A 21343-nucleotide genomic window follows, 5' to 3' on the forward strand; every position below is an offset into this window, starting at 1 on the left:
GACGTCTCCGTCGTCGGCTGCCCTGGGAACCGGCCTCGTGAACTATGCCCCTCCGTGTCAGAGACACCCACATGGACCAGTCGGACACCGACACCGGCGTTCCACCGGACATCGACATCGCGCGGAACGCGTCGTTACGACCCATCGCGGACGTGGCCGAGGAACTGGGGCTCGACGAGGCGGACCTCGACCACCGTGGCCCGGGCATCGCGAAGCTGACCCGGGACTGCATCCGCCGGGTGCGGGACGCGCCGGCGGACGGGAACCTGGTGCTCGTGACGGCGATGACACCGACACGCCGGGGAGCCGGCAAGACCGTCACCACCGTCGGACTCGGGCAGGCGCTCGCGCGACTGGGGGAGTCGAGCGTCGTCGCCGTCCGGGAACCGTCGCAGGGCCCGGTGTTCGGCATCAAGGGCGGCGCGGCGGGTGGTGGCTACAGCCAGGTCCTCCCGATGGAGGACATCAACCTGCACTTCACCGGCGACATCCACGCCGTCACGGCGGCGCACAACCTCCTCGCGGCGATGGTCGACGCCGAGCGGACCCACGGCAACGAACTCGACATCGAACCCGATAGCGTCGTCTGGGGCCGCGCGCTCGACGTCAACGACCGCGCGCTGCGCGAGACCGTCGTCGGCCTCGGTGGTCGGAAGAACGGGCCACCGCGAGAGGACTCCGTCCTCATCACCGCCGCCTCCGAACTGATGGCCATCCTCTGTCTGTCGACCGACCTCGCGGACCTCAAGCAGCGGGTCGCTCGCATCATCGTCGCCTACGACACCGACGGCGACCCGGTCACCGCCGCGGACCTCGACTGTGTCGGGGCCGTGACCGCCCTGCTGAAGGACGCGCTGCGGCCGAACCTCGTCCAGACGCTCGAGGGGACGCCCGCGTTCGTCCACGGCGGGCCGTTCGCGAACATCGCCATCGGCACGAACTCGATACTCGCCGACCACCTCGGCCTACGTCTGGGGGACTACCTCGTCACGGAGGCCGGCTTCGGCGCCGACCTCGGCGCGGAGAAGTTCGTCAACATCGTCGCGCGTGAGGGGCTCGCGCCCGACGTCGCCGTCGTCGTCGCGACGGTCGACGCGCTGGTGAAACACGGCGAAGCGATGCTGGAACGACAGCGAGGGGCCTCCCGAGACGGGGGCGCCGACGCCGACTGGGACGCCGCCACGGCGGTTCGCAAGGGCTGTGCCAACCTCGACCACCACGTCGACAACCTCCGGGCGATGGGGCTTCCGGTCGTCGTCGCGGTCAACCGCTTCCCGGACGACACCGACGCCGAGGTCGAGGCGGTCCTCGACCACTGCGACCAGCGGGAGGTCCCGGCCGCCGTCTCGACGGTCCACCCCGACGGCGGCGAGGGCGGCCTCGACCTGGCCGAACACGTGCGCCACGCGGCCGAATCCGGGACGGCGTCGCTGGAGCACTCCTACGACCTGTCGATGGGGCTCGACGAGAAGGTCCGCGCGGTCGCCACGCAGGTGTACGGCGCCGACGACGTCGAGTTCACGCCGGAGGCGCGAGCCGACATCGAGGAGCTGACCGACCTCGGGCTGGGTGACCTGCCGGTCTGCCTCTCGAAGACGCCCGCGTCACTCTCCGACGACCCCGACGAGGCCGGGGTCCCGTTCGGCTGGGAGCTGACGGTACGGGAGCTCTACCCCTCGGCCGGCGCGGGGTTCGTCGTCGCCCTCACCGGCGACGTGCTCACGATGCCCGGACTGCCCCGTGAGCCCGCCGCGAAACGCATCGAGGTCGACGACGACGGGACCGTCCACGGCCTCTACTGAGCGGGTGGCCCGCTAGACCAGCACCGGCGGCGTTGCGTACAGTTCGACCCGCACGTCCAGCACGGTCGGGTGGTCCGAGGCGACGGCCTCGGCCATCGCGTCGGGCAGTTCGTCGGGGTCCTCGATGACCTGTCCGTCGCAGCCGAAGCCCTCGGCGACCGCGGCGTAGTTCGTCCCCGGGTCGAGGTCGGTGGAGTTGTCGACGTTGCTGGTCGCCATCTGGCTCATCTTCGAGGAGCCGAACGCCTGGTTGTTGACGACGACGAGCGTGATGGGGAGGTCCTCGCGGACGGCGGTCTCCAGTTCGGCGATGTGGTAGCCGATGGCGCCGTCGCCGGAGGCGGCGACGACCGGCACGTCCGGCCGCGCGGCCTGCACGCCGAGTGCCTGCGGCAGACAGTAGTTGATGCCGTCGCTGCCGCGGGCCTGGATGTAGCCGACGCCGGGTTCGCGGACGCGGTAGAACGCGCCCGTGAAGAAGCCCGTGAACGAGGTGGCCGAGACGAGGACGCCCTCGGGCGGGAGCGCGTTCTCGATCTCGTGGAAGACCCGCTGGGGCTTGATGGGCACGTCGTCGCTCGTCAGCGCGTCCATGTGGCCCTCGTACCACGCCTCGCGCTCGCGGGCGATGCGCTCGATGCGCTCGGCGCGGGCCTCGGTCGTGCTCACGCGCTCGGCGAGCGCGCTGGCGCCCGCGCGCACGTCGGCCTGGATGGGGATGTCCACCGCCTGGGTCTTGCCCAGCCACTCGGGGTCGAGGTCGACGTGGACGATGGTCGCGTCCTCGGGGTAGAGCGTCCAGTCGACGGTCGAGAGTTCGCCCATCCGCGCGCCGAGGACGAGGATGGTGTCGGCCTCCTCGACGGCGTCGTTGGCGACCTGGCAGAACCCCCAGCGCCCCGCGACGCCGGCGGCGTAGTCGCTCGTCTCGTCGACGATACCCTTGCCGTTCATCGAGGTGACGACGGGCGCCTCGAGGGTGCGCGCGAGGTCGTCGACCGCGTCGAACGCCTTCGACCGGAGCGACCCCTCGCCCGAGACGATGACCGGCCGCTCGCTATCGTCGAGTGCGTCGGCGGCCGCCGCGAGCGCGTCGGCGTCGGGCGCCGGGCGGCCCGTCGGGAACGCGCGGTCGAACGCCGGCATCGATGGGGCCTCCCCGTCCTCGAACTCGTGGGCGATGAGGTCGCCCGTGAGGTTCAGGTGGGTCGGCGCGGGGACGCCCGCGAGCGCCTCGCGGATGGCGGCGGCGGCGTCCTCGACGGCCCGCTCGGGCGTCGCCGGGTCGTAGCTCGATTTCACGTACGGGTCGAGGATGGCCCCGTTGTCGCCGTCCTGGATGACCTCGTTGCCGCGGGTGTCACGCGGGTTGTCGCCGGTGATGGCCAGCACCGGCGAGCTGGCGCCGTCGGCCTCGACGAGCCCGATGCCGAGTTGCGAGGCGCCGGGGCCGCCGACGCCGTCGGCGACGCCGAGGCCGCCGCTGGCGCGGGCATACCCGTCGGCCATGATGGCCGCGCTCGCCTCGCTCCGTGCGAGGATGTGGCGCACGTCGCTCTCGTCGAGGGCGGCGTAGTACGGGTCCATCTGCTCGCAGGGCAGTCCGAACACGGTGTCGACGCCGGCGTCCTCGATGGCGCCGACGATGGTGTCGGTCAGGCGCATGGGGTCGCCTCCACGGGGTGTCGTGCCATGGCCGTCCATCCGGTGACGGTGTGATAAACGTCCCGCCGGTCATCCGGGGCGGGGAGCGGGCGACCGTCGGCTGTTCGGCGTGTCCGTCAGCTCACAGCCGGAGCGTCCCGGTCACGAACGCGATGATCGGGACGGCCACGACCGCGTGGAACACGGCGAGGACGGCCTGTCCGAGGGGGGTCACGCCCAGGGTCGGCGCGAACATGACGACCGGGACCAGCATCAGCGTGAAGACGGCCACCGCGAGCGCGGTGAAGGTCCGCGCCGGGCGGTCGGTCACCCGGTCGAGCACCGCGTAGGCGATGGCCGCGCCCGCGCCGGCGACGACGGTGCTCGCCAGCAGCGGGATGACCGCGAACGGGTCGTTCGTGCCGCCGGCACCGACCGCGAGGCCGCCGAGGTCGACGGCGACGCGCAGCACGAGGACGGAGACGGCGGCGGCCAGGATACCGAGCGTGGTCTGGCGGGTCAGGTCGGTGGCGTCCGTCGGGGCCGAGAATCGGGTTGTTGTCGTTGCCATGGCCAACCCTACGATTTCCGTAGTATTAAGCAGGGAAATCCACGAATCCGTAGTCGCTACGGACTCCTGGAGCGGCTCAGCTTAATACTACAGCGGGCGTAGTGCGTCGCATGGAACCGACCTCGAGCGACGGCAGCGCCAACGAGTCCGCCGAGTGTCCACCCGACGGCCGGGATGGGCCGGATCGTGCTGTCGCGGCGTTGCTGGCGCTGCTGGGCAAACGGCACACGCTGGCGATCCTCTACCGGTTCGCCAGCGATTCGACCCCGTGGCGGTTCGGGGAGCTGGAGACCGACCTCGGTATCTCGCCGACGACCCTCTCCGAGCGGCTGACAGAACTCACCGCCGCGGGCTTTCTGGACCGCCACTCGTACGACGAGCGGCCGCCGCGCGTCGAGTACACCGCAACCCCGCGGCTGGAGGGACTGAAACCGGCGTTCACGGAGCTGTACCGCTGGTCGGGTGAGTACGGGCCCGTGTCTGTTGATTGATGTGTGAAACCGCGGTCGGGCTACCGGCCGCGGTGGAGGCGTGGCAGGTGAACGCCCCCAATATAATATAAATATGGGGGGATTATTCTGTTTTTGTCGAGATATACGAAGCAGATATTGATTCTATTTCTATATTGTGGGTATGGTCGAGATATCTCTCTCGTGGTCCCGAGAACGGCTGGGTATCGTCCTGGCAAACCGGGCCACGGTTATCGGTGGGGGGTGTCAACCTGTCGCTCGCATGTCCAAACGACTCGACTGTGTTATCGACGGCTGCCAGGCGACCGTCGAGGCCGAGACCGAGGAGGAACTGCTGGAGCATGTACAGGCCCACGCCGCCGAGGAGCATCCGGACCTCGAACTGGACGAAGAGACCGTGGCAGTGGTGAAGGAGAACATCCAGACGGTCTGAGTCGGCTACCCGTAGACGGACTCGAGGAACCCGCCGAGCGCCTCGTTGAACCGGTCGGGGGCCTCGAGGTTCGAGCAGTGGCCCGCGTCCGGGATGCATTCCATCCGGGCGTCGCCGATGCCCTCGGCCCTCGGTTCGGCGAGGAGACGGTCATCTCGCGGCTGGTGCCGCCGGAGTCCTACCAGTTCACCAGCCACAGCGCGCCCCACCTCGCCGCGCGTGTCCGCGACGGTGACGCACCGACCGGCTTCCAGACGCCCGCCGGCGCGTTCGGGCCGGACATCGCGCTCGAGGTCGACGGCGTGGAACGGACCGACGAGTGGCCCGCCGGGCTCAATCGGTCGGCTCGAGGCCGTCCGGCGAGTAGGCCTCTCGTTCCAGGAAGAGGACCTCGAGCACGAACAGCACGAGGAAGATGGCGACGATGGAGACGAGGATGCCGGGGTCGGTCCGATAGAGGTGGTGGACGACCATCGGGATGGCGACGAGGGTGCCGGCCAGCCCGAGCCCGGGGACCACCCGCGATGCGCCGGTCTCGTCGGCGAGCGTGAGACTCGTGTAGTTGGTCACCGCGAACGAGACGAGGAAGGCGACGGAGCCGAACTCGGTGATCTGCTTGAGGCTCCCGAGGACCGCGAAGACCGCCGTCAGCCCGCCCATCGTCAGGACCGCGTACACCGGGATGCCCTCGCGGTCCCGGAACGAGAACAGCCGGGGGAGTGCCCCTTCGCTGGCGACCAGGTGGACCAGCCGAGACGTCCCGAACAGGGTCGCGTTGATGCCCGAGGAGGTGCTCTTCATCGCCGACAGCACCACGAGCACGAATCCAGCGCCCCCCAGCAGTGGGATGTTCGAGACCGCCGCGGCCAGTGCCGTCTCCTCGTGGGCGATGAGCTGCTCGGGGGTGAGATGCAGCGTCGCCATGAACGACACCGAGACGTAGATGAGGATGGCGATTGCGATGGCGATGTACATCCCGAGCGGGAGTGTGCGGTCGACGTTCTCGATGTCCTCGTAGTCGTAGACCAGCAGCTGGAACCCCTCGAAGGAGACGAAGATGACGGCGAACCCGGTGATCGGACTGATGGTTCCCTTGTCGAAGAACTCGACCGCGGTCGGGTCGCCCTCGAAGAAGACGATGCCCAGCGCGGCCAGCGAGAGCAGGACGACGATCTTGACGTAGACCGCGATGTCCTCGAACACGCCCGTCTCGCGGACACCCCGGAGGTTCAGGCCCACGAAGGCCGCGACGATGCCGACCGAGATGACCGGGCGGAGGACCCCCGGGAGCGTGACGCCGACGAGGGCCCGCGCCGCGGTCAGCGTGTACGCGCCGAACGCGAACGCGTACATGGCCATGACCCCGACATAGCCGACGATGAGTATCCAGCCGACGTACGCCGCGACGGTGACGTTGTCGACGGCGTGCTCGACGAAGGAGAACGCGCCGCCGTGTTCGCCGAAGTGGAGCGTGAGCGTCAGGTAGGAATGGGCGGTGAGCAGCGTGATGGCACCGGCGATGAGATAGGAGAGCGGGACGGCGTTGCCCGACTGTCGCATCGCCACGCCGAGCACCGCGTAGATGCCGCCCGAGACCATCCCACCGACGCCCATCGCGACCACCTCCAGGAGCCCAAGCTTGTCCGGGCGTTCTCGGGACAGTAGTGAACTGAGTCGACCCATGATTCGGTGTCCAGTGTTCTGGCTGGTGGTGGTCGTGTCGCGCTACTCCTCGCCCCGGGCCCACGCCCACGCGTCGTCGAGGTCCGCCTCGTCGAAGTAGCGGCAGTCGACGGCCGTGACGTGGTCGCCGAACTCCGTGACCCACTCCAGCAGGGTGCTGTCGCCGACGACAGCGTAGCGGTCGAGGTTGTCGCGGTGCTGGAGCCAGAAGCCGAGGTCCTCGTCGAGCGCGTCGAGGTCCGGGTGGGGGACGCTCGGCATGTGGACGAGGAGGTTCGCGGAGCCGTGTTCGGCGATGACTCTCTCGATTTCGGTGAGTACCTCGGAGAGCTGGTCCTCGGTCAGTCGCTCTTCGATGCGAAAACCGAGGGTGTCGCCGCCCGAGTTCGAGAGCTTCATGTACATACCGGGGACTACCGCGGTAGCGTCCGAAAGTGCCCGTGGACGTTACCAGGGTCTGGGAACTGGCTGGGTCGTCGGCCGGCTCTCTCGGTCTCTGAAGTGTGTCGCCCGGAACACTAACGTCCGGTCTCATCCCGTGGCGGCGTGCCGCGTCGACCGGGAAACCCTCGTGCCGGGCGGGGGGCGCTCTGCGCCCCCAATTGCCGAGGCGGTGTGAACCGCCGAGGCGGGTCACGCTAGCGCGCGACCTGGTGCCGAGCCCGGAGTTGGTGGGGCTCGGCTGTACCGTTGCCGTCCCTTTCTGGCGGACGGCGGTTCCTGTCGCGTGCCCGGGTTCTCCGCGCGTCATCGCGACCCTGCTGGGGTCTCGGGCGGGGACTGAGGCACGCACCGGACGTAGCCGACGACGCGGTATCCGTGTTTCGGGGCGCGCGTGGGCGCCTCCGGAAGCGTCAGGTGGCGCCGGCGCCTATCGTCGGGCATGAGCGACTCGGGGCCCTCGGTCGACGTGACGGAGACGCCGGTGGTGCTGTTCGACGGCGTCTGCAACTTCTGCTCGTCGTCGGTCCGGTTCATCCACCGGCACGACGACGGGCGGCTCCGGTTCGCGCCGCTCCAGTCCGAGGTGGCGGCCGACCTGCTCGCCGAACACGGGCTGGACTCCGACTACTTCGACTCGCTGGTCTACATCGGGCCCGAGGGCGTCCACACGAAGTCCGACGGCGCGGTTCACATCGCGCGGTACATGGAGTTCCCCTACGGACTGGGGTGGCATCTCCGATACGTGCCGCGGCTCCTCCGGGACGCCGGCTACGACGGCATCGCGCGCATCCGCTATCGCGTCTGGGGGAAGAAGGAGGAGTGCATGGTCCCCGACGCCGAACTGCGCGACCGGTTCCTCGCGACCAGCGACGACGAGGCGGGCGCCGAGGTAGCCGCGGACGACTGACCCTCAGACCGAGTAGTCGCCCTCGCGGACCTGGCAGTAGCCCCCATCGCGGACCTGGAACTTGCCCCACTGGTACTGCGCGAACAGCTTGAGCGCCCCCGGCCCGGCGCGGATGGCATCGAGCCAGTCCGTCCGGCCGCCCTCGTCCGGTTGCATCGCGCTCGCGAGGCCGAAGACGCGGTCCCAGTCCGACGGGCCGTAGTCCCGGACCATGTCCGCCAGCACGACGTTGCGCCGGACCTCCTCGCCGATGGCGCGCTTCCACTCGTAGTTGTACGCGCGGAGCGCCCCCAGTCCGGCGAGGCGACCGGCTTCTTTCCCCGAGCGGATGGCGACGTGGTCGCCGCCCTCGTGGAACGCGCTCGTGGCACCCATCGCCCCACCCACGACAGCCACGTTGGCCGCCGTCGGCGACTCGATGGGCCGGGTCGAGGAGATGGGGTACGTCTCGGTCCCCTTCGCCTTCCCGCGGTCCTCCAGCAGCGGGAAGTCCTCGGCATCGTACGAGGGGTAGGCGTGCTCCAGCAGGCGGCTGATGTACTCCTTGCCCGCGGGGACGCGCTCGTCCTCGGGCCGGAGGAGGGCGTAGTCCTCGCGGTTCTCGACGGTGTCGAGGTCGAGGCCGATGGGCATCGTCAGCCCGACGCGGGCGACCTGTCCGTCGTTGGGGAACACCCACGGGTAGGCGGTGTGGCCGGGCATGTGGCCCCACCAGAACTTCAGACGGTCCGTCTCCAGCAGCTCCTCGGGGAACTCCCGGTACTCCTGGTAGGCGATGTGGTTGGCCGTCGTCGAGGCGAGGCCGTCGTACTGGCCGTCGGGCAGGAGCGGTTCGAGGACCTGCCCGGTGATGGTGCGCTGGGGGCCGTCGGCGAGAATCAGGTACTCGGCCTCGATCTCGGTGCCGTCCTTCAGCGTCAGCTGGTGGGTCGGGCTGCCCCTGAGGTCGCTCTCGACCTCGCGGACCCCCGTGCCGACGCGGTACTCGGCGCCGGCGTCCTCGGCGCGCTTGCGGAGCCAGTCGTCCATCCGGGCGCGCTGGAAGGTGAACCCGAAGTTGGGGTAGGAGCTGTCGATGCCCGTTTCGTCCATCTCGACCGAGGCGTTCGGCCCGATGAAGTCTGCGCCCGATAGCTCGCGGAGCTTGACGTGCTCCGGGATGGGCACGTCGAGGTCCATGATGTCGACCCAGTAGTCGAGGATGCCGGCGGCGTCCGTCGAGTCCGGACCCAGCCCCTCACGGTCCGCGCGCGGCACGCCCTTCTCGATGACGAGGGCGTCGGCGCCCTCGGCGGCCGCGGCCCGTCCAGCGGAACTGCCGGCCGGCCCACCGCCGACGACGGCCACGTCGACTCGTTGCATGTCACGGTTCCCGGTTCGATGCGGCTTAAATGGCGTGACACGAGGTGGGCGACGACGGAACTGCTCCCGAAGCCCTCTCCCGCTCGCACGGTGTGTGCGACCACGACGGAACTGCTCCCGAAGCCCTCTCCCGCTCGACCATCCGGGACCCGCTCGGTCGCTTCGCTCCCTCGCGTCGCCTTCGGCGACGGCTGCGCTCTTCGGCCTCCGCTACGCTCCGGCCTGCGGTGCTTGCCGGGTCCGGGATGGGTCGAGCGGGTTCGCCTTCCGATAGACTTCGTCTATCGGCCTTCGCCTCGCTGCGCTCGGCTCAGCTTCGGAAGTCCGCCAGGCCCGCACGTGGGTCAGGCGGTAGCCGTGAGCCTCGTACCTCCCCAGCCGCCTGCAGTGCTCGCTGGCGCTGCGCGCTTCGGCCCTCGCGCGCTTAGAGACGGCCGGCACCCGCCGTTGGTGCTCGCGGCATGAAGCCGCTCGCGGGGGCGGGCGCCGGCCACCAGCGCGCGCCGGTTCGACTGACGGGGAGGTGCGACCCGCCACAATCCACGGGCCGGGAGCGCGTGGCCGAGCGCGGACGCGCGAGGCCCGCGTGACCTGGGGAAGGGCAGGGCCATCGCTTCGTGCCGCTATCTACGTTCCTGGTGGACTCGAAGGGCGAGCGCGCTCAGGGAAGCACGGCGACGCAAGCACCGGAGGGAGCGAACGCAGTGAGCGACCGAGGCGCGCAGCGAGCCGCGCGACCTGAGCGCGCGAGGGCTTCGTAGGCTGTATGCTTCGTAGCGGTGAGATTACAGTCCAAACTGGAAATCTGGGCTCGAGATCTCGGGAAAGGTGTATAACGTGGAACATTACCACAAAGTTGGGATGTCTCACCACACCACTCTTACTGCCGCCACGCCCACGAAGGAACACTCATTTACCGGGCACCCACATCCGTCAGTCAGGATGCGGCGGGGCCGCGGCCGGCGGCCCCAGCAACGCAATACGACAACGCGAAATCCAGAGCCGACGACACGATGAACGAACGAACGCGCGACTACCTCCGGGGGCGGTTCGGCGACCATTACCGCCGCGTATCGATAGAACCCCCGCCGCGTGCCAACGAGCGCGAGTGGGGGTACATCCCCTTCTCCGAGGGCGGGACGCGGATGGTGCGCCACCGCGCGTGGATCGACCTCGTCGGGGGTGCCGACGACCTCGCGGACGCGCTGGCCGACGACTCCGTGCGGCCCCAGCACGTCTACTACTCGGCCGGGAGCTACGACGACCCCGGCGCGAACTCGATGGGGCAGAAGGGGTGGCGCGGCTCGGACCTCGTGTTCGACCTCGACGCCGACCACCTGCCCGGCGTCGACCCGGAGCAGGCGACCTACGCCGAGATGCTGGCGACCTGCAAGGAGGCCCTGTTGCGCCTGCTCGAGATACTGGAAGACGACTTCGGGTTCACGGACACGTACGTCGTCTTCTCGGGCGGCCGGGGGTATCACGTCCACGTGCGGCGCGAGGACGTGCAGGCGCTCGACCGGGGCGCCCGCGGCGAGATTGCCACGTACGTTCGCGGCGCCGAAATCGAGTTCGAGGACCTGATTCGGACCGAGGCGGTCGGCGGCGAAGCCGGCCGGACATCACCAGCGGAGAAGCGGTCGCTCCCGCCCGAGGGTGGGTGGAGCGGGCGGCTCCACGACGAACTCCTCGCGTTCGTCGACGAGGTGGCCGCGCTCGACGACGCGGCCGCGGTCGAACGGCTTCGCGAGTTCGAGAACGTCGGGGAGAAGAAGGCCCAGGGCGCGCTCCGGGCGATGCGGAACAACCGCGACGCCATCGCCGCCGGGAACGTCGACGTCCACCCCGCGTTCTTCAGCGTGGCGCGGACGCTCCTGGAGGACGAACTCGCGAGCGCGGGCGCGCCCATCGACGAGCCCGTGACGACCGACATCAACCGGCTCATCCGGCTACCGGGGAGTCTCCACGGCGGGAGCGGGCTGGAGGTGCAACCGCTCGCCCGGGCCGAACTCGCCGACTTCGACCCGCTGGACGACGCTGTGCCGGACACCTTCCGCGAGAACGACATCCGGGTCGAGGTGACCGAACCGGGGCCGGTCGAACTGCTGGGCGAAGAGTTTAGGGTAGAGGAGGGAGAGCGTCAAGTGACAGAGGCACGGGGCGTCTTCCTCATGGCGAGGGGGCGCGCCGAGAAGGCACCCGAATGAGACACTCGAACTGATGGATCTGGACGAACTCCGAAGCGCACAGAGCCGGGAACGACAGGCGTCCCAGCTCCAGCACTTGCGTGATGGCTTCTACGAGGAGGCGGCCAGCTTCATCCGCGGCCTGCGTACGGAGCGCGAGCGCGCGACCGCGAACTCGGAGTACTCGTATCCCTACGACGACCCCGAGGTCCAGCGCCTGACGAACGAGATACAGACCGCCGAGGAGGTCGTCGAGTCGCTGTACGAGCGCCGCGTCGGCAAGGTCGTGAAGATGGCCTCGTTCGACGCGGCGGGGATGGCGGTCGACGCCGAGGGGCTGACGACCGAGGAAGCCGACCTCTTCGAGACGCTGGTCGGCGATATCGAGGCGAACCGCGCGCGCGTTCTCGACGCGCTCGCGGGCACGGCCGGTGGCGACGGGAGCCCCGGCGCGGGCGGCGGGGCCGGCAGCCAATCCAGGACCGAGGACACCGCGACACCAGCCGATGCTGGCCACGAGCAGGCGGCTCCGGACGAGGATGGGCCGGTCCACATCGGCTCGGGGCCGGCGGCGGATGGCCCCGTCTCGACCGCCGACGAGGCTGCGCGCCCCGACGGCGAGCCGCCGGCCCCGGAGTCCGGTGAGGCGGCCGCGCCGGAGGCGGTGGCCCCGGACTCGGCCCAGGAGACATCGACAGCAGGGACGCCGCCCCAGGGGGATGCCCGGACACCTGACCCGTCCGGAGACGCCAGCCCCGGTGACGATGCGATGGACGCGGCGTCGGCGATGGGCAGCAGTACGGACGACGGCCCCGCCGCAGGGAGCGTTCCGGGGCTGCCCGACGACGCCAACGGTGGCATCCCGACCGACGGGCCACCGGGGACGGCGACCGACTCCGAAGCTCCGGCCGACCACACGTCGACGGCAGACGCCTCCGCCGCGGTCGGGTCCGACACGGCCGACGAAGGGGGCCATCAGGCCGTTCCACCCGCTGACGGACCACCGGGAGCGGACCCGGACCGGAGGTCGGAGACAGGGGCGTCGACCGGCACGGAGGCCGTCGACGGGACGGCCCCCGCCGACACACCGGACCCGACCTCCGGAACGGACACGGCCGCCGCGACGGACGACCGTCCGCCCGAGGCTGCTGGACACACCGGTACCCGGTCTCCCCCCGACGCGGGCGGCGGGCCGGCGGCGTCGGCGGCTCCGTCGAACGCCACAGACGAGTCAGGGGCGAGCGAGACGCTGGTCCGTATCACGGGCGACGTGGGCGAGATATTCGGCGTCGACGGCCGGGCGTACGACCTCTCGGCGGACGACGTGGCGGTCCTTCCGGCGGACAACGCCGAGCTACTGGTCGAGAACGGCGACGCGGAGTCACTCGACCCGACGATTCCCTTCTCCGGCGATCACTCCAACCGGTCCTGATACCAGCCGTCGATCCGCTCCCAGTTCGAATCGACCACGAACGGGAGCGTGAACAGGACCACGATGAGGAGGACCGAGAAGACGTCTCCAGGGATGCCGAGCCGGGAACTCGGGATGACCGACCCGAGGAACGCCCCGGTGTGCGAGCCGGCGATGACGAACAGCAACTGACGAACGCTCCGCCGCCGCCGCTCTGACCGCTCCACACCCTGCCGGTCCGGACTCATGGCTGTGGATGCGGTTGCACGTTTCAAAACCAGTCCGACTTCGGTACGTGTTCGGCGAAGGGCGCACCCCCCACCAGGGAACCCACCTCGCTTGTGGTCACGTGTCCGGGCCTCCCACCAAGGCGGCCCGGGCATCCCGTTTCGGTCTCCGCTCCGTCGACGGCCGCCCACCACCAGTGTCCCACCAGTGCGGCCGCCGTGCCGGCGACACACACCCACGTGCGTGCCGCCGGCGGCTAACCGGGAGTTGGGGTGGCTACTGGACCAGGCCGGAGACGACGCGCGACTCGGCCTTCCGGAGGTGCTCGTCGACGGTCGAGGGGGCACAGCCGAGGTTGTCGGCGATGTCCTTGTGCGTCGCACGACGCGGGACATCGTAGTAGCCCTCCTCGACGGCGGTCTCGAAAACCTCCAGCTGCCGGTCCGTGAGCGGTGACAGCAGGTCCTCGCCGCCGGGGACGTACGGCCCGGCGTTCTCGACGGTGAAATCGAGTGCCTCGGGCAGCAGTCCCAGTGCCTCGCGCAGGTTGCCGTGAGTCCCGACGAGCGTGGCCTTCAGGCCGTCCTCGGTGAACTCCAGCGGCGTGTCGATGATGAGGGCGTTCTCGTGGGCGATGTCGAGCAGGGCACCACCCTCCTCGGCGGACTTGGCCTGGACGAACGCGTGGAAGCCCTCCTCCTCGACGTCGACGACGTCGTAGTCCCGGACGCTGGCGCGCTGGGAGAGCGCCGTCTCGAACGACTCCTGGTCGCCGACGAGGCGGTACAGCAGGACGGTAGTGCCGTCGGCCCGTGCGTCGACGTGGAGGAGTTCCTCCCGCGTGACGCTTCGATGCCCTTCGATGAACCGGTCGACAGGGTGAATCGCGCGGTGCGTGGGTGACAGCGTGAGTTTGAGGTACTGCATTGTTTGACGTGCCCCGGTTGCTCCCGGTGTACCCCAATCTGGATGCTACGGGTTAAAGAAGAAATTGACAACTGCGTCCAAAGGTTTGGTAGAGAGCTTCTACTGCACGTATTCGGCTTCTGGGGCGGTTGCGGAGGTATTTGAACACCCGGTACAACACCGGTCGGGCCTTTACCAGTCACCCGTGATGGCTGGGGGGTCGTTCCCCCCGCGGCTCCGGCGTTCTGTCCCGTTCCCGTGGCGAACCGGCGGGACGAGCCGGCAGTGGCCACGCTCGCACGCAGAGCATAACGACTATGCGCGGGCCAGTCGGACTCGTAGGTATGAGCGACTGGCCGCACGACCCCGACGGCGAGGAGGGGAGCGAGGGGATGCGCAAGTACGGACAGGCCATCCTCGCGAAGAAGCTCGACGAGGACGAGGACTTCCCACTCAGCCGGGGCGAGTTCGTCGAGGAGTACGGCGACCACCCGGTTCGACTGAACCACGAGCGCGTCGTCAGCGTCGCCGATATCATGGAGCACGTCGAGCAGGAGGAGTTCGACGGGTTCGTACCGTTCCACAAGGCCGTCGGCCAGGCGATGCGCGAGAACGGGATGTGGGAGATCACGCCAGAGGAGATCAACTGACGCCCGTCGTCCGGAGGGCTCCGGTGTGACGCTGCTCCCCCGGACCCCAGCGACCGCGCCCCCTCGAATCTCGGAAGTGTGAACGATAACGCATTTACTACGAACTCCCCGAGTCACCGACAGTGACGAACACGCAGGTCACCCTCGTCCAGATCGACAACTACGGACCCTGGACGGTCACGCCGGAGCCGCGTCGCGAGGTCGACCTTCAGACGCTCCAGTCGAGACTGTACGCCGACCTCTCACAGCTCATCGGGAACCGCGAGGGGTACGTCTTCTTCACCCGCTTCGACAACATGATCGCGGTGACGAACGGGCTGGACCGCGAGGCCCACGCCCTCGTCCAGGAGTCGGTGGCCAACCGCTACCCGGTCACCGTCTCGCTGGGTGTCGCGACCGACCCCTCGCCCGCGGCCGCGCTGGGCGACGCCACGGACCGCCTGCAGGCCGCCGGCAGCGCACAGGACGAGGACCGAACCCAGATTCTCGGCGGCGGGTTCCTCGACGAGGGGGACCGCACCGACGGCGACGTCCAGATCGCCCACTTCGACGTCATCGACGCCACCGGGAAGTACACCGACCGGCTGAACGCCTTCGACTCGTTCATCCACATCGAGCAGGGCTACGCGGAGCTGATGCGGCACATGCGCCGGGCCCACGACTCGCTGTCCTTCTTCGTCGGCGGGGACAACGTCATCGCCGTCTGTCCGGAGCTGGACCGGGCTGCCTACCGGGACGCCATCGACCACGTCGCCGGTGAGGTCGGCGTCGACCTGCAGGTCGGCGTCGGCCGGGCCCGGACGGCACAGGACGCCGGGATGGGGGCGAAACACGCCCTCGAGACCTGCCGTCACGACGGGACCGACGTGGAGTTCGCTTCCCGTCGCTGACCACGCCGCTCTCCGAGTTCTCGGCGGCCAGCCGGAGGGTGAAATCTGGTTTGCACTCTTAACCAGTTTTATATATATCGGAAACAAGTCAACAGTTGACATGACACGGAACTATCGACGGCGTGATGTGCTGAAGGGGACCGCGGGCATCGGTATCGCCGCGGGACTCGCTGGCTGTACCGGTGATGGTGGCGATGGCGGCGGTGGCGACGGCGGTGACGGCGGTGACGGCGGTAGCGGCGGTCGGACGCTCAAACAGGGTATCCTCCTCCCGCTCACGGGGGACCTGGGTTCGCTCGGGCAGCCCATCCGTGACGGGGCTATCCTCCCGAAGGCCCAGATCGGGGACGACATCGACTTCACCATCGACCTGCAGGTGGAGGACACGGAAACCAACGCTCAGGCCGGAATCCAGGGGGCGAACACCCTCATCAACAACGGCTATCCTGCCGTCACCGGCCCGGCCTCGTCGGGCGTGAACCTCCAGGTCACCCGGGAGGCGCTCATCCCCAACGAGACGGTCGGCTGCTCGCCGTCCTCGACGTCGCCGGCGGTGACGGATCTGGAGGACGACGACTACATCTTCCGGACTGCGCCCTCGGACGCCCTGCAGGGGCAGGTCATCGCACAGGTGGCCACCGAGCAGCTCGGGAACTCCACGGCCGCCACGATGTACGTGAACAACTCCTACGGGCAGGCCCTCTCCCAGTCGTTCGCCGGAGCGTTCGACGGCGAGGTCCGCCAGCAGGTCGCCTTCCAGAAGGAGCAGTCCTCGTACAGCTCCCAGCTGGAGCAGGCGCTCAACGGCGATCCGGACACGCTCGTGGTCATCGGCTACCCGGCCTCGGGTGTTCAGCTGTTCCGTGACTACTACAACAGCTTCGACTCCGGGGAGGACATCATCGTCACCGACGGTCTCATCGACAACGAACTACCGGACAACGTCGACAGCGACATGGGCAACGTCACCGGGACGGCACCGCAGGCGTCCGGGCCGGGGCGAGACGCGTTCGACCAGGCCTATCAGGACGAGTACGGCCGTGAGCCGGGTGTGTTCAACGCCCAGGCGTACGACGCGACGGCCGTCTGCCTGCTCGCGAACGTCTACGGCGGCGAGAACACGGGCACCGCGGTGCGCGACAACATCCGGAAGGCTGCCAACCCGGACGGCGAGGAGTTCGACGCCAGCAACCTCGCCGACGCGTTCGCGGCCGCCGCGGCCGGCGACGAGATCAACTACCAGGGCGCCTCCTCGGCGTGTAACTTCAACGACGACGGCGACATGGTCGCTGTCTCCTACGGCGTCTACAAGGTCGAGGACCGCGACTTCACGCAGACCGATACCGTCGCCTTCGGCCAGTAACGACCACGGACCCCTCGATTTCTCTTCGACGCTGGGTGGCCAGTCACAACGGAAGCCGCGCCAGCGGTCGGATCGTCGCCGCACCGTCGGTGCCGACGACTCGGGCGATTCGCCGCCTCTCGGCTGTCAACCGCCGAGGAAGTCCTGCCGGACCTGCTCGTCCGCCAGGAGGGCGTCGCCCGCGTCCATGTAGCGGTTCTTCCCCTGGACGAGGACGTAGCCGCGGTCACAGCGCCGGAGTGCCTCCTTGGCGTTCTGCTCGACCATCAGCACCGCCGTCCCGTCGTCGTTGATGCGGTCGATGCGGTCGAACATCTCCTCGACGAGGTCGGGCGCCAGTCCCGCGGATGGCTCGTCGAGCAACAGCAGGTCCGGGTCGAGCATCAGTGCCCGACCCATCGCGACCATCTGCTGCTGGCCGCCGGACATGGAGCCGACCTGCTGGCTGGACCGCTCCTCGAGGATGGGGAAGTAGCCGTACACCGCCTCGATCCGCTCCTCGGGCACCTCATCCAGGATGTACGCTCCCATCTCCAGGTTCTCGCGCACGGAGAGCGTCCCGAAGATGTTCTCGTTCTGGGGAACGTAGCCCAGCCCCTCGTGGATGATATCGTCGGGGCGCATGCCGGCGATATCGTTGCCATCGAACTGGATCGTCCCGCCCATGTAGTCGGTGAGCCCGAAGACGCTCTTCATCAGCGTCGACTTGCCGGCGCCGTTCGGGCCGACGATGGTGACGTACTCCCCGTCGGCGACATCGAGGTCGACGTCCTCGAGGATCTTGAGGTCGCCGTAGCCGGCGTCGAGGTCGCGCACCTCGAGGAGCCCGTCGTTCAGTTCCACCGGGTGACGGTTCTCCGTCTCCGCGCTCATACGTCCTCACCCAGGTAGGCCTCGACCACCTGCTCGTTGTTCCGGATGTCCTCGGCGGTTCCTTCGGCCAGCAGGTCACCCTGGTGCATGACGATGATGTGTTCGCAGTTCTGCATGATGAGGTCCATGTCGTGTTCGACCAGCAGGAACGTGTACCCCCGGTCGGTGAGCTCGTGGATACGCTCGAGCAGCTTCTCCTCCAGCGTCGGATTGACGCCGGCGAATGGTTCGTCGAGCAGCAGCATCTCCGGGTCGGTCATCAACGCGCGGGCCATCTCCAGTAGCTTGCGCTGCCCACCCGACAGGTTGCCGGCGTACTCCTCCGCGAGGTGGTCGATCTCGAAGAACTCGAGCATCTCCCAGACGTCCTCCCGGATGGCCGCCTCGTCCCGCTTGACCTGATCGCGTAGCCCGGGCGTGATGGCGTTGGTCAGCTTCTCGCCCTGCTGGCCCTGCGGCGCCAGCATCAGGTTCTCCAGGACGGTCATCTCCTCGAGCTCGCGAGCGATCTGGAACGTCCGCACCAGTCCCTTCTGGGCGATCTCGTGGGGACGCTGCCCGGTGATCTCCTCGCCCTTGAACAGGATGGTGCCGCCGTCGGGTTCGTGGACACCGGTGATGCAGTTGAACGTCGTGGACTTGCCGGCGCCGTTGGGCCCGATGAGCCCGGTCAACGACCCCTCCTCCACCTCGAAGCTCGCGCCGTCGACGGCGGTGATGCCACCGAAGGTCTTCCGGAGGTTCTGCACCCGAAGCGGCAGCCCCCGCGGGACGGTCTTGGCCGACTCCTCGATCGACGAATCGGCGGTCTCGGGGTCGACATCATCGAGGTCGACATCGTCGGGGACGTTCGTGTCGACCGGGGCCGCCCCGCCGCCGCTCCCGCCCTGTTCACTCATCCGACTCACCCCCGGTGGCGGCCGCCTGGCCGCCGGGCTTGCCCGGTCCGTCGGTCGACCCTGGCCGCTCCGAGAGGTCGACACTGGAGGCGGTCTCCTTGCGGTGGCCGAGCAGTCCTTCCGACCGGTTCTGCATCAGGTAGACGAGGACGACGCCGAGGAAGACGAACTTCAGGTTCGGCGTCTGGACGACGAGGTAGCCGAGCCACGTCAGCGGGTCGAGGGAGGTGAGTGCGACCCAGAAATTGGCCGGCTCCGGTAGCCCACCGCCGGTGGTGTACTGGGCACCGGCGTTGATGAGGCCGGCGAGCCGGCGCGGTCCCTGTAGCAGCAGCGCGGCGAACACCGCGCCGCCGACGACGCTCCCGGTATTCGACCCGGACCCACCGACGATGAGGGCGGTGAACACGTAGAACGTGATGAGCGGCCGGAACGTGTTCGGGTTGACGTAGCCGAACGTGCCGTACCAGAGGATGCCGGCCAGCCCCATCATCGCGCTGCCGAGCATGAACACCTTGATCTTGAACAGCCGGGTGTCCTTCCCGAGCGACTGGGCGACGAGTTCGTCCTCTCGGATGGCCTTCAGCACGCGGCCGAACGGGGAGTAGCCGACGCGCTGGACGAGGAGGTAGTAGGCCGGCAGCACCAGCAGTACGATGAACGCGGTGTAGGTCGTGGCCTCGACGACCTGGGGGATGATGCCGACCGCGTCGCCGACGGAGACGAGCACGTCACCGACCGGCTGGAGGGGTCCGTCGAACAGGAACTCGAGCGGGTTCCCGATCGGCGTGCTGATGCCGCGACCGCCGCCGGTGCCGAACTCCAGGCCGAACAGGTTCACGACGTTGTACTGGCTCGAAGTCGGGTCGGTGACGGTCCCGGAGAAGGTGTCCGCCAGCAGGGTGAGCCGGATGATCTCCGAGAAACCGACGGTGACGATGGCGAAGTAGTCCGCGTCGAGCTGGAGTGCCGGGAGCGCGGCGATGCCGCCGACGATGGCCGCCGCGAGGACGCCGCCGAGGACGGCGACCGGCACCGGCAGCCCCAGCCCCGGTGGGAGCCCATCCGGCGACCCGGCCAGGATGGACATGGTGTAGACGCCGATCGCCATGAACCCGGCGACGCCGATGTTGAACAGGCCGGTGTACCCCCAGTGGAGGTTCAGGGCGAGCGCGAGGATGGCGTACACGCCCGACAGGAAGAGGATGGACTGGAACGTCTGGAACGCGGCGTTGACGATTGTAGCATCGGCGAGGAACGCCTGCAGCCCGCCGATGAGGAAGTAGAGCGCGCCGATGCACAGCAGCAGCACGGCGATGAGGACGGTGTCGTCCTCGGTGAGGGCGTCGGGGAGGGCCGACCGGGCGCGGCCGCGGATGCTCATGCGGTTGTCACCCCTCCGAAGAGTCCCGCCGGACGGTAGAGCAGGACGAGAATCATGACACCGAACGCCGCGACCCGCGGGAACCCGGAGGGGAGCCACACGAGCGCGATTCGGGAGGCGACACCGATGATGATTCCGCCGCCGATGGCGCCGTAGACGGAGCCGATACCGCCGAGGATGACGCCCGAGAAGATGAACAGCAGGAGCCGCCAGCCGAAGTTGAAGGAGAGGACACCGCGTTCGAGGATGATGAGGAAGCCGGCGACACCGGCGAGCCCGCCGCCGATGACCCACGTGGCGCGCACGACCCGCTCGGTCGGGATACCGGTGACCTGTGCGAGCGCCTTGTTGTCCGACATCGCCCGCATTGCCTTCCCGAGTTTCGTGTACTGCAGCAGGAGATGGACCCCGAGCATCAGACCGACCGCCACGACGATCATAATGCCCTCGTGGAGGTTCAGCGTGTAGATACCGAAGAGGTCCATGGAGGGCAGCGATTCCGGATTCGTGGATGTGACCCCGCGGGTACTGGGCGACCAGACGAACACGATGAGGTACCGGAGCGCCAGCGCGACGCCGATCGAGGCGATGAGCAGCGAGATGCTGCCCTTGTCACGCATCGGTCGGTACACGGCCCGGTCGAGCCCAAGCACCAGCACGACGCTCACCACCGCCGCGACGATGAAGCCGACCAGAACCGCGAACGGTGAGGTCCAGGCCGACACCAGGGACGGGGCGTTCAGCAGGATGACCTCTCCGAACGTCACGTCGAGCCCGTCGAGGGTGAACAGCGCCACGACGTACGCGGCGGCCCAGCCGGAGAACGCCCCGGCGGTGAGGTAGTCACCGTGGGCGAAGTTCGCGAACCCGAGGATACTGTACGTCATCGATAGCCCGACACCTGCGAGCGCGATGATGAGCCCGAGGATGAGCCCGTCCATCAGGAACCCGACCACGTTCGCGACCGGAATCTCCCCACCGATGAGGTGGATACCACCGGGAGCGATTCTGACGCCGCCGAGCTTCGCCAGCAGGTCGACAAGCAGGTAGAGGCAGGCGACGGCGAGGAGTAGTACCGTCGGACGGCGCAGATAACTCCGGAGACCGTCGTCGGCCTGTGACTCAGCTACACCCATGTCTACAATTCACGGTGTTGATGACGGGGCGTCAGTAAAAGAAGTATCGCTCGACCATGGTAAGGCGCTGGAATATGGGTTCAGGCCCCGCCCAACGGGGG

Annotated in this window: 21 protein-coding genes; 9 read left to right on the forward strand and 12 right to left on the reverse strand. The window is 68.6% G+C overall.

What is annotated here, in order from left to right:
* The first annotated feature begins 71 nt into the window (after nt 1-71).
* Nucleotides 72-1802, forward strand: a complete 1731-nt coding sequence (locus NL115_RS13350; RefSeq protein ID WP_254829852.1) for a formate--tetrahydrofolate ligase — start codon at nt 72-74, stop codon at nt 1800-1802.
* Nucleotides 1803-1814: 12 nt separating this feature from the next.
* On the opposite strand, the gene NL115_RS13355 is transcribed toward NL115_RS13350, so the two are convergent.
* Nucleotides 1815-3467 (reverse strand): thiamine pyrophosphate-binding protein, encoded by a 1653-nt coding sequence (locus tag NL115_RS13355; protein ID WP_254829853.1) that lies wholly within the window; start codon nt 3465-3467, stop codon nt 1815-1817.
* Between the two features lie 121 nt (nt 3468-3588).
* Nucleotides 3589-4017 carry a DUF6069 family protein gene (locus NL115_RS13360; protein ID WP_254829854.1) on the reverse strand — a complete coding sequence of 143 codons (429 nt, stop codon included), beginning with the start codon at nt 4015-4017 and terminating at the stop codon, nt 3589-3591.
* Between the two features lie 110 nt (nt 4018-4127).
* Here NL115_RS13360 and NL115_RS13365 point away from each other — a divergent pair, with 110 nt between their 5' ends.
* Together NL115_RS13365 and NL115_RS13370 are read left to right on the forward strand one after the other, a co-directional pair.
* Complete coding sequence (locus tag NL115_RS13365) at nt 4128-4508, forward strand: winged helix-turn-helix transcriptional regulator (RefSeq protein ID WP_254829855.1); 381 nt, start codon at nt 4128-4130, stop codon at nt 4506-4508.
* Nucleotides 4509-4749: 241 nt separating this feature from the next.
* Complete coding sequence (locus tag NL115_RS13370) at nt 4750-4920, forward strand: DUF1059 domain-containing protein (protein ID WP_254829856.1); 171 nt, start codon at nt 4750-4752, stop codon at nt 4918-4920.
* A gap of 5 nt (nt 4921-4925) precedes the next feature.
* Here the strand turns inward: NL115_RS13370 and NL115_RS13375 are convergent, their stop codons facing one another.
* The 3 genes from NL115_RS13375 to NL115_RS13385 all read right to left on the reverse strand — a co-directional run bounded on the left by NL115_RS13375 (nt 4926) and on the right by NL115_RS13385 (nt 7008).
* Entirely contained in the window at nt 4926-5117 is a 192-nt protein-coding gene (locus NL115_RS13375) for an alpha/beta fold hydrolase (RefSeq protein WP_254829857.1), read from the reverse strand.
* A 136-nt stretch (nt 5118-5253) separates the two neighbouring features.
* Nucleotides 5254-6603 (reverse strand): APC family permease, encoded by a 1350-nt coding sequence (locus NL115_RS13380; protein ID WP_254829858.1) that lies wholly within the window; start codon nt 6601-6603, stop codon nt 5254-5256.
* 42 nt (nt 6604-6645) lie between these two features.
* Nucleotides 6646-7008 (reverse strand): SpoIIAA family protein, encoded by a 363-nt coding sequence (locus tag NL115_RS13385; RefSeq protein WP_254829859.1) that lies wholly within the window; start codon nt 7006-7008, stop codon nt 6646-6648.
* A 478-nt stretch (nt 7009-7486) separates the two neighbouring features.
* Here NL115_RS13385 and NL115_RS13390 point away from each other — a divergent pair, with 478 nt between their 5' ends.
* A complete protein-coding gene (locus NL115_RS13390) occupies nt 7487-7954 on the forward strand; it encodes a thiol-disulfide oxidoreductase DCC family protein (protein WP_254829860.1) in 468 nt (155 codons plus the stop codon).
* Nucleotides 7955-7957: 3 nt separating this feature from the next.
* On the opposite strand, the gene NL115_RS13395 is transcribed toward NL115_RS13390, so the two are convergent.
* Nucleotides 7958-9316: an NAD(P)/FAD-dependent oxidoreductase gene (locus tag NL115_RS13395; RefSeq protein WP_254829861.1), complete on the reverse strand. Its 1359-nt coding sequence runs from the start codon at nt 9314-9316 to the stop codon at nt 7958-7960.
* 1013 nt (nt 9317-10329) lie between these two features.
* Here NL115_RS13395 and priS point away from each other — a divergent pair.
* A complete protein-coding gene (gene priS, locus NL115_RS13400; RefSeq protein WP_254829862.1) occupies nt 10330-11523 on the forward strand; it encodes a DNA primase small subunit PriS in 1194 nt (397 codons plus the stop codon).
* A gap of 13 nt (nt 11524-11536) precedes the next feature.
* A complete protein-coding gene (locus NL115_RS13405; RefSeq protein WP_254829863.1) occupies nt 11537-12934 on the forward strand; it encodes a hypothetical protein in 1398 nt (465 codons plus the stop codon).
* On the opposite strand, the gene NL115_RS13410 is transcribed toward NL115_RS13405, so the two are convergent.
* A complete protein-coding gene (locus NL115_RS13410) occupies nt 12916-13161 on the reverse strand; it encodes a hypothetical protein (RefSeq protein ID WP_254829864.1) in 246 nt (81 codons plus the stop codon). The two genes, NL115_RS13405 and NL115_RS13410, sit on opposite strands and share 19 nt — an antisense overlap.
* Nucleotides 13162-13417: 256 nt before the next feature.
* Nucleotides 13418-14068 (reverse strand): helix-turn-helix domain-containing protein, encoded by a 651-nt coding sequence (locus NL115_RS13415; protein WP_254829865.1) that lies wholly within the window; start codon nt 14066-14068, stop codon nt 13418-13420.
* 323 nt (nt 14069-14391) lie between these two features.
* Here NL115_RS13415 and NL115_RS13420 point away from each other — a divergent pair, with 323 nt between their 5' ends.
* The 3 genes from NL115_RS13420 (at nt 14392) to NL115_RS13430 (ending at nt 16950) form a co-directional block, all read left to right on the forward strand.
* Nucleotides 14392-14697 (forward strand): DUF5785 family protein, encoded by a 306-nt coding sequence (locus NL115_RS13420; RefSeq protein ID WP_254829866.1) that lies wholly within the window; start codon nt 14392-14394, stop codon nt 14695-14697.
* Between the two features lie 122 nt (nt 14698-14819).
* Entirely contained in the window at nt 14820-15587 is a 768-nt protein-coding gene (locus NL115_RS13425; RefSeq protein ID WP_254829867.1) for a GTP cyclohydrolase III, read from the forward strand.
* A gap of 100 nt (nt 15588-15687) precedes the next feature.
* Nucleotides 15688-16950 (forward strand): ABC transporter substrate-binding protein, encoded by a 1263-nt coding sequence (locus NL115_RS13430; protein ID WP_254829868.1) that lies wholly within the window; start codon nt 15688-15690, stop codon nt 16948-16950.
* A gap of 126 nt (nt 16951-17076) precedes the next feature.
* Here NL115_RS13430 and NL115_RS13435 read toward each other — a convergent pair whose 3' ends face one another.
* From NL115_RS13435 to NL115_RS13450, 4 genes are read right to left on the reverse strand one after another with little or no spacing between them, the layout of a single operon-like run.
* Complete coding sequence (locus tag NL115_RS13435) at nt 17077-17823, reverse strand: ABC transporter ATP-binding protein (RefSeq protein ID WP_254829869.1); 747 nt, start codon at nt 17821-17823, stop codon at nt 17077-17079.
* Entirely contained in the window at nt 17820-18722 is a 903-nt protein-coding gene (locus tag NL115_RS13440) for an ABC transporter ATP-binding protein (RefSeq protein WP_254829870.1), read from the reverse strand. Before NL115_RS13440 ends, NL115_RS13435 begins: the two co-directional genes overlap by 4 nt.
* The gene (locus NL115_RS13445; protein ID WP_254829871.1) at nt 18715-20106 is read right to left on the reverse strand and encodes a branched-chain amino acid ABC transporter permease; all 1392 of its coding nucleotides are present in this window, start codon (nt 20104-20106) and stop codon (nt 18715-18717) included. Before NL115_RS13445 ends, NL115_RS13440 begins: the two co-directional genes overlap by 8 nt.
* On the reverse strand, nt 20103-21242 hold the full coding sequence (locus NL115_RS13450; protein WP_254829872.1) for a branched-chain amino acid ABC transporter permease: 1140 nt from the start codon (nt 21240-21242) through the stop codon (nt 20103-20105). Before NL115_RS13450 ends, NL115_RS13445 begins: the two co-directional genes overlap by 4 nt.
* Nucleotides 21243-21343: the final 101 nt, after the last annotated feature.

Origin of the sequence: Haloglomus salinum, from assembly GCF_024298825.1 — an archaeon.
In the GTDB taxonomy this organism is placed as follows: domain Archaea; phylum Halobacteriota; class Halobacteria; order Halobacteriales; family Haloarculaceae; genus Haloglomus; species Haloglomus salinum.

Bases quoted from the DNA above. Each gene is read 5' to 3' on its own strand.
- NL115_RS13385 (WP_254829859.1), bottom strand. From the start codon at position 7,008: ATGTACATGAAGCTCTCGAACTCGGGCGGCGACACCCTCGGTTTTCGC.
- NL115_RS13405 (WP_254829863.1), top strand. From the start codon at position 11,537: ATGGATCTGGACGAACTCCGAAGCGCACAGAGCCGGGAACGACAGGCG.
- NL115_RS13380 (WP_254829858.1), bottom strand. From the start codon at position 6,603: ATGGGTCGACTCAGTTCACTACTGTCCCGAGAACGCCCGGACAAGCTT.
- NL115_RS13430 (WP_254829868.1), top strand. From the start codon at position 15,688: ATGACACGGAACTATCGACGGCGTGATGTGCTGAAGGGGACCGCGGGC.
- NL115_RS13410 (WP_254829864.1), bottom strand. From the start codon at position 13,161: ATGAGTCCGGACCGGCAGGGTGTGGAGCGGTCAGAGCGGCGGCGGCGG.
- NL115_RS13445 (WP_254829871.1), bottom strand. From the start codon at position 20,106: ATGAGCATCCGCGGCCGCGCCCGGTCGGCCCTCCCCGACGCCCTCACC.
- NL115_RS13390 (WP_254829860.1), top strand. From the start codon at position 7,487: ATGAGCGACTCGGGGCCCTCGGTCGACGTGACGGAGACGCCGGTGGTG.
- NL115_RS13415 (WP_254829865.1), bottom strand. From the start codon at position 14,068: ATGCAGTACCTCAAACTCACGCTGTCACCCACGCACCGCGCGATTCAC.
- NL115_RS13395 (WP_254829861.1), bottom strand. From the start codon at position 9,316: ATGCAACGAGTCGACGTGGCCGTCGTCGGCGGTGGGCCGGCCGGCAGT.
- NL115_RS13420 (WP_254829866.1), top strand. From the start codon at position 14,392: ATGAGCGACTGGCCGCACGACCCCGACGGCGAGGAGGGGAGCGAGGGG.
- NL115_RS13360 (WP_254829854.1), bottom strand. From the start codon at position 4,017: ATGGCAACGACAACAACCCGATTCTCGGCCCCGACGGACGCCACCGAC.
- NL115_RS13350 (WP_254829852.1), top strand. From the start codon at position 72: ATGGACCAGTCGGACACCGACACCGGCGTTCCACCGGACATCGACATC.
- priS (WP_254829862.1), top strand. From the start codon at position 10,330: ATGAACGAACGAACGCGCGACTACCTCCGGGGGCGGTTCGGCGACCAT.
- NL115_RS13365 (WP_254829855.1), top strand. From the start codon at position 4,128: ATGGAACCGACCTCGAGCGACGGCAGCGCCAACGAGTCCGCCGAGTGT.
- NL115_RS13450 (WP_254829872.1), bottom strand. From the start codon at position 21,242: ATGGGTGTAGCTGAGTCACAGGCCGACGACGGTCTCCGGAGTTATCTG.
- NL115_RS13355 (WP_254829853.1), bottom strand. From the start codon at position 3,467: ATGCGCCTGACCGACACCATCGTCGGCGCCATCGAGGACGCCGGCGTC.
- NL115_RS13435 (WP_254829869.1), bottom strand. From the start codon at position 17,823: ATGAGCGCGGAGACGGAGAACCGTCACCCGGTGGAACTGAACGACGGG.
- NL115_RS13440 (WP_254829870.1), bottom strand. From the start codon at position 18,722: ATGAGTGAACAGGGCGGGAGCGGCGGCGGGGCGGCCCCGGTCGACACG.
- NL115_RS13370 (WP_254829856.1), top strand. From the start codon at position 4,750: ATGTCCAAACGACTCGACTGTGTTATCGACGGCTGCCAGGCGACCGTC.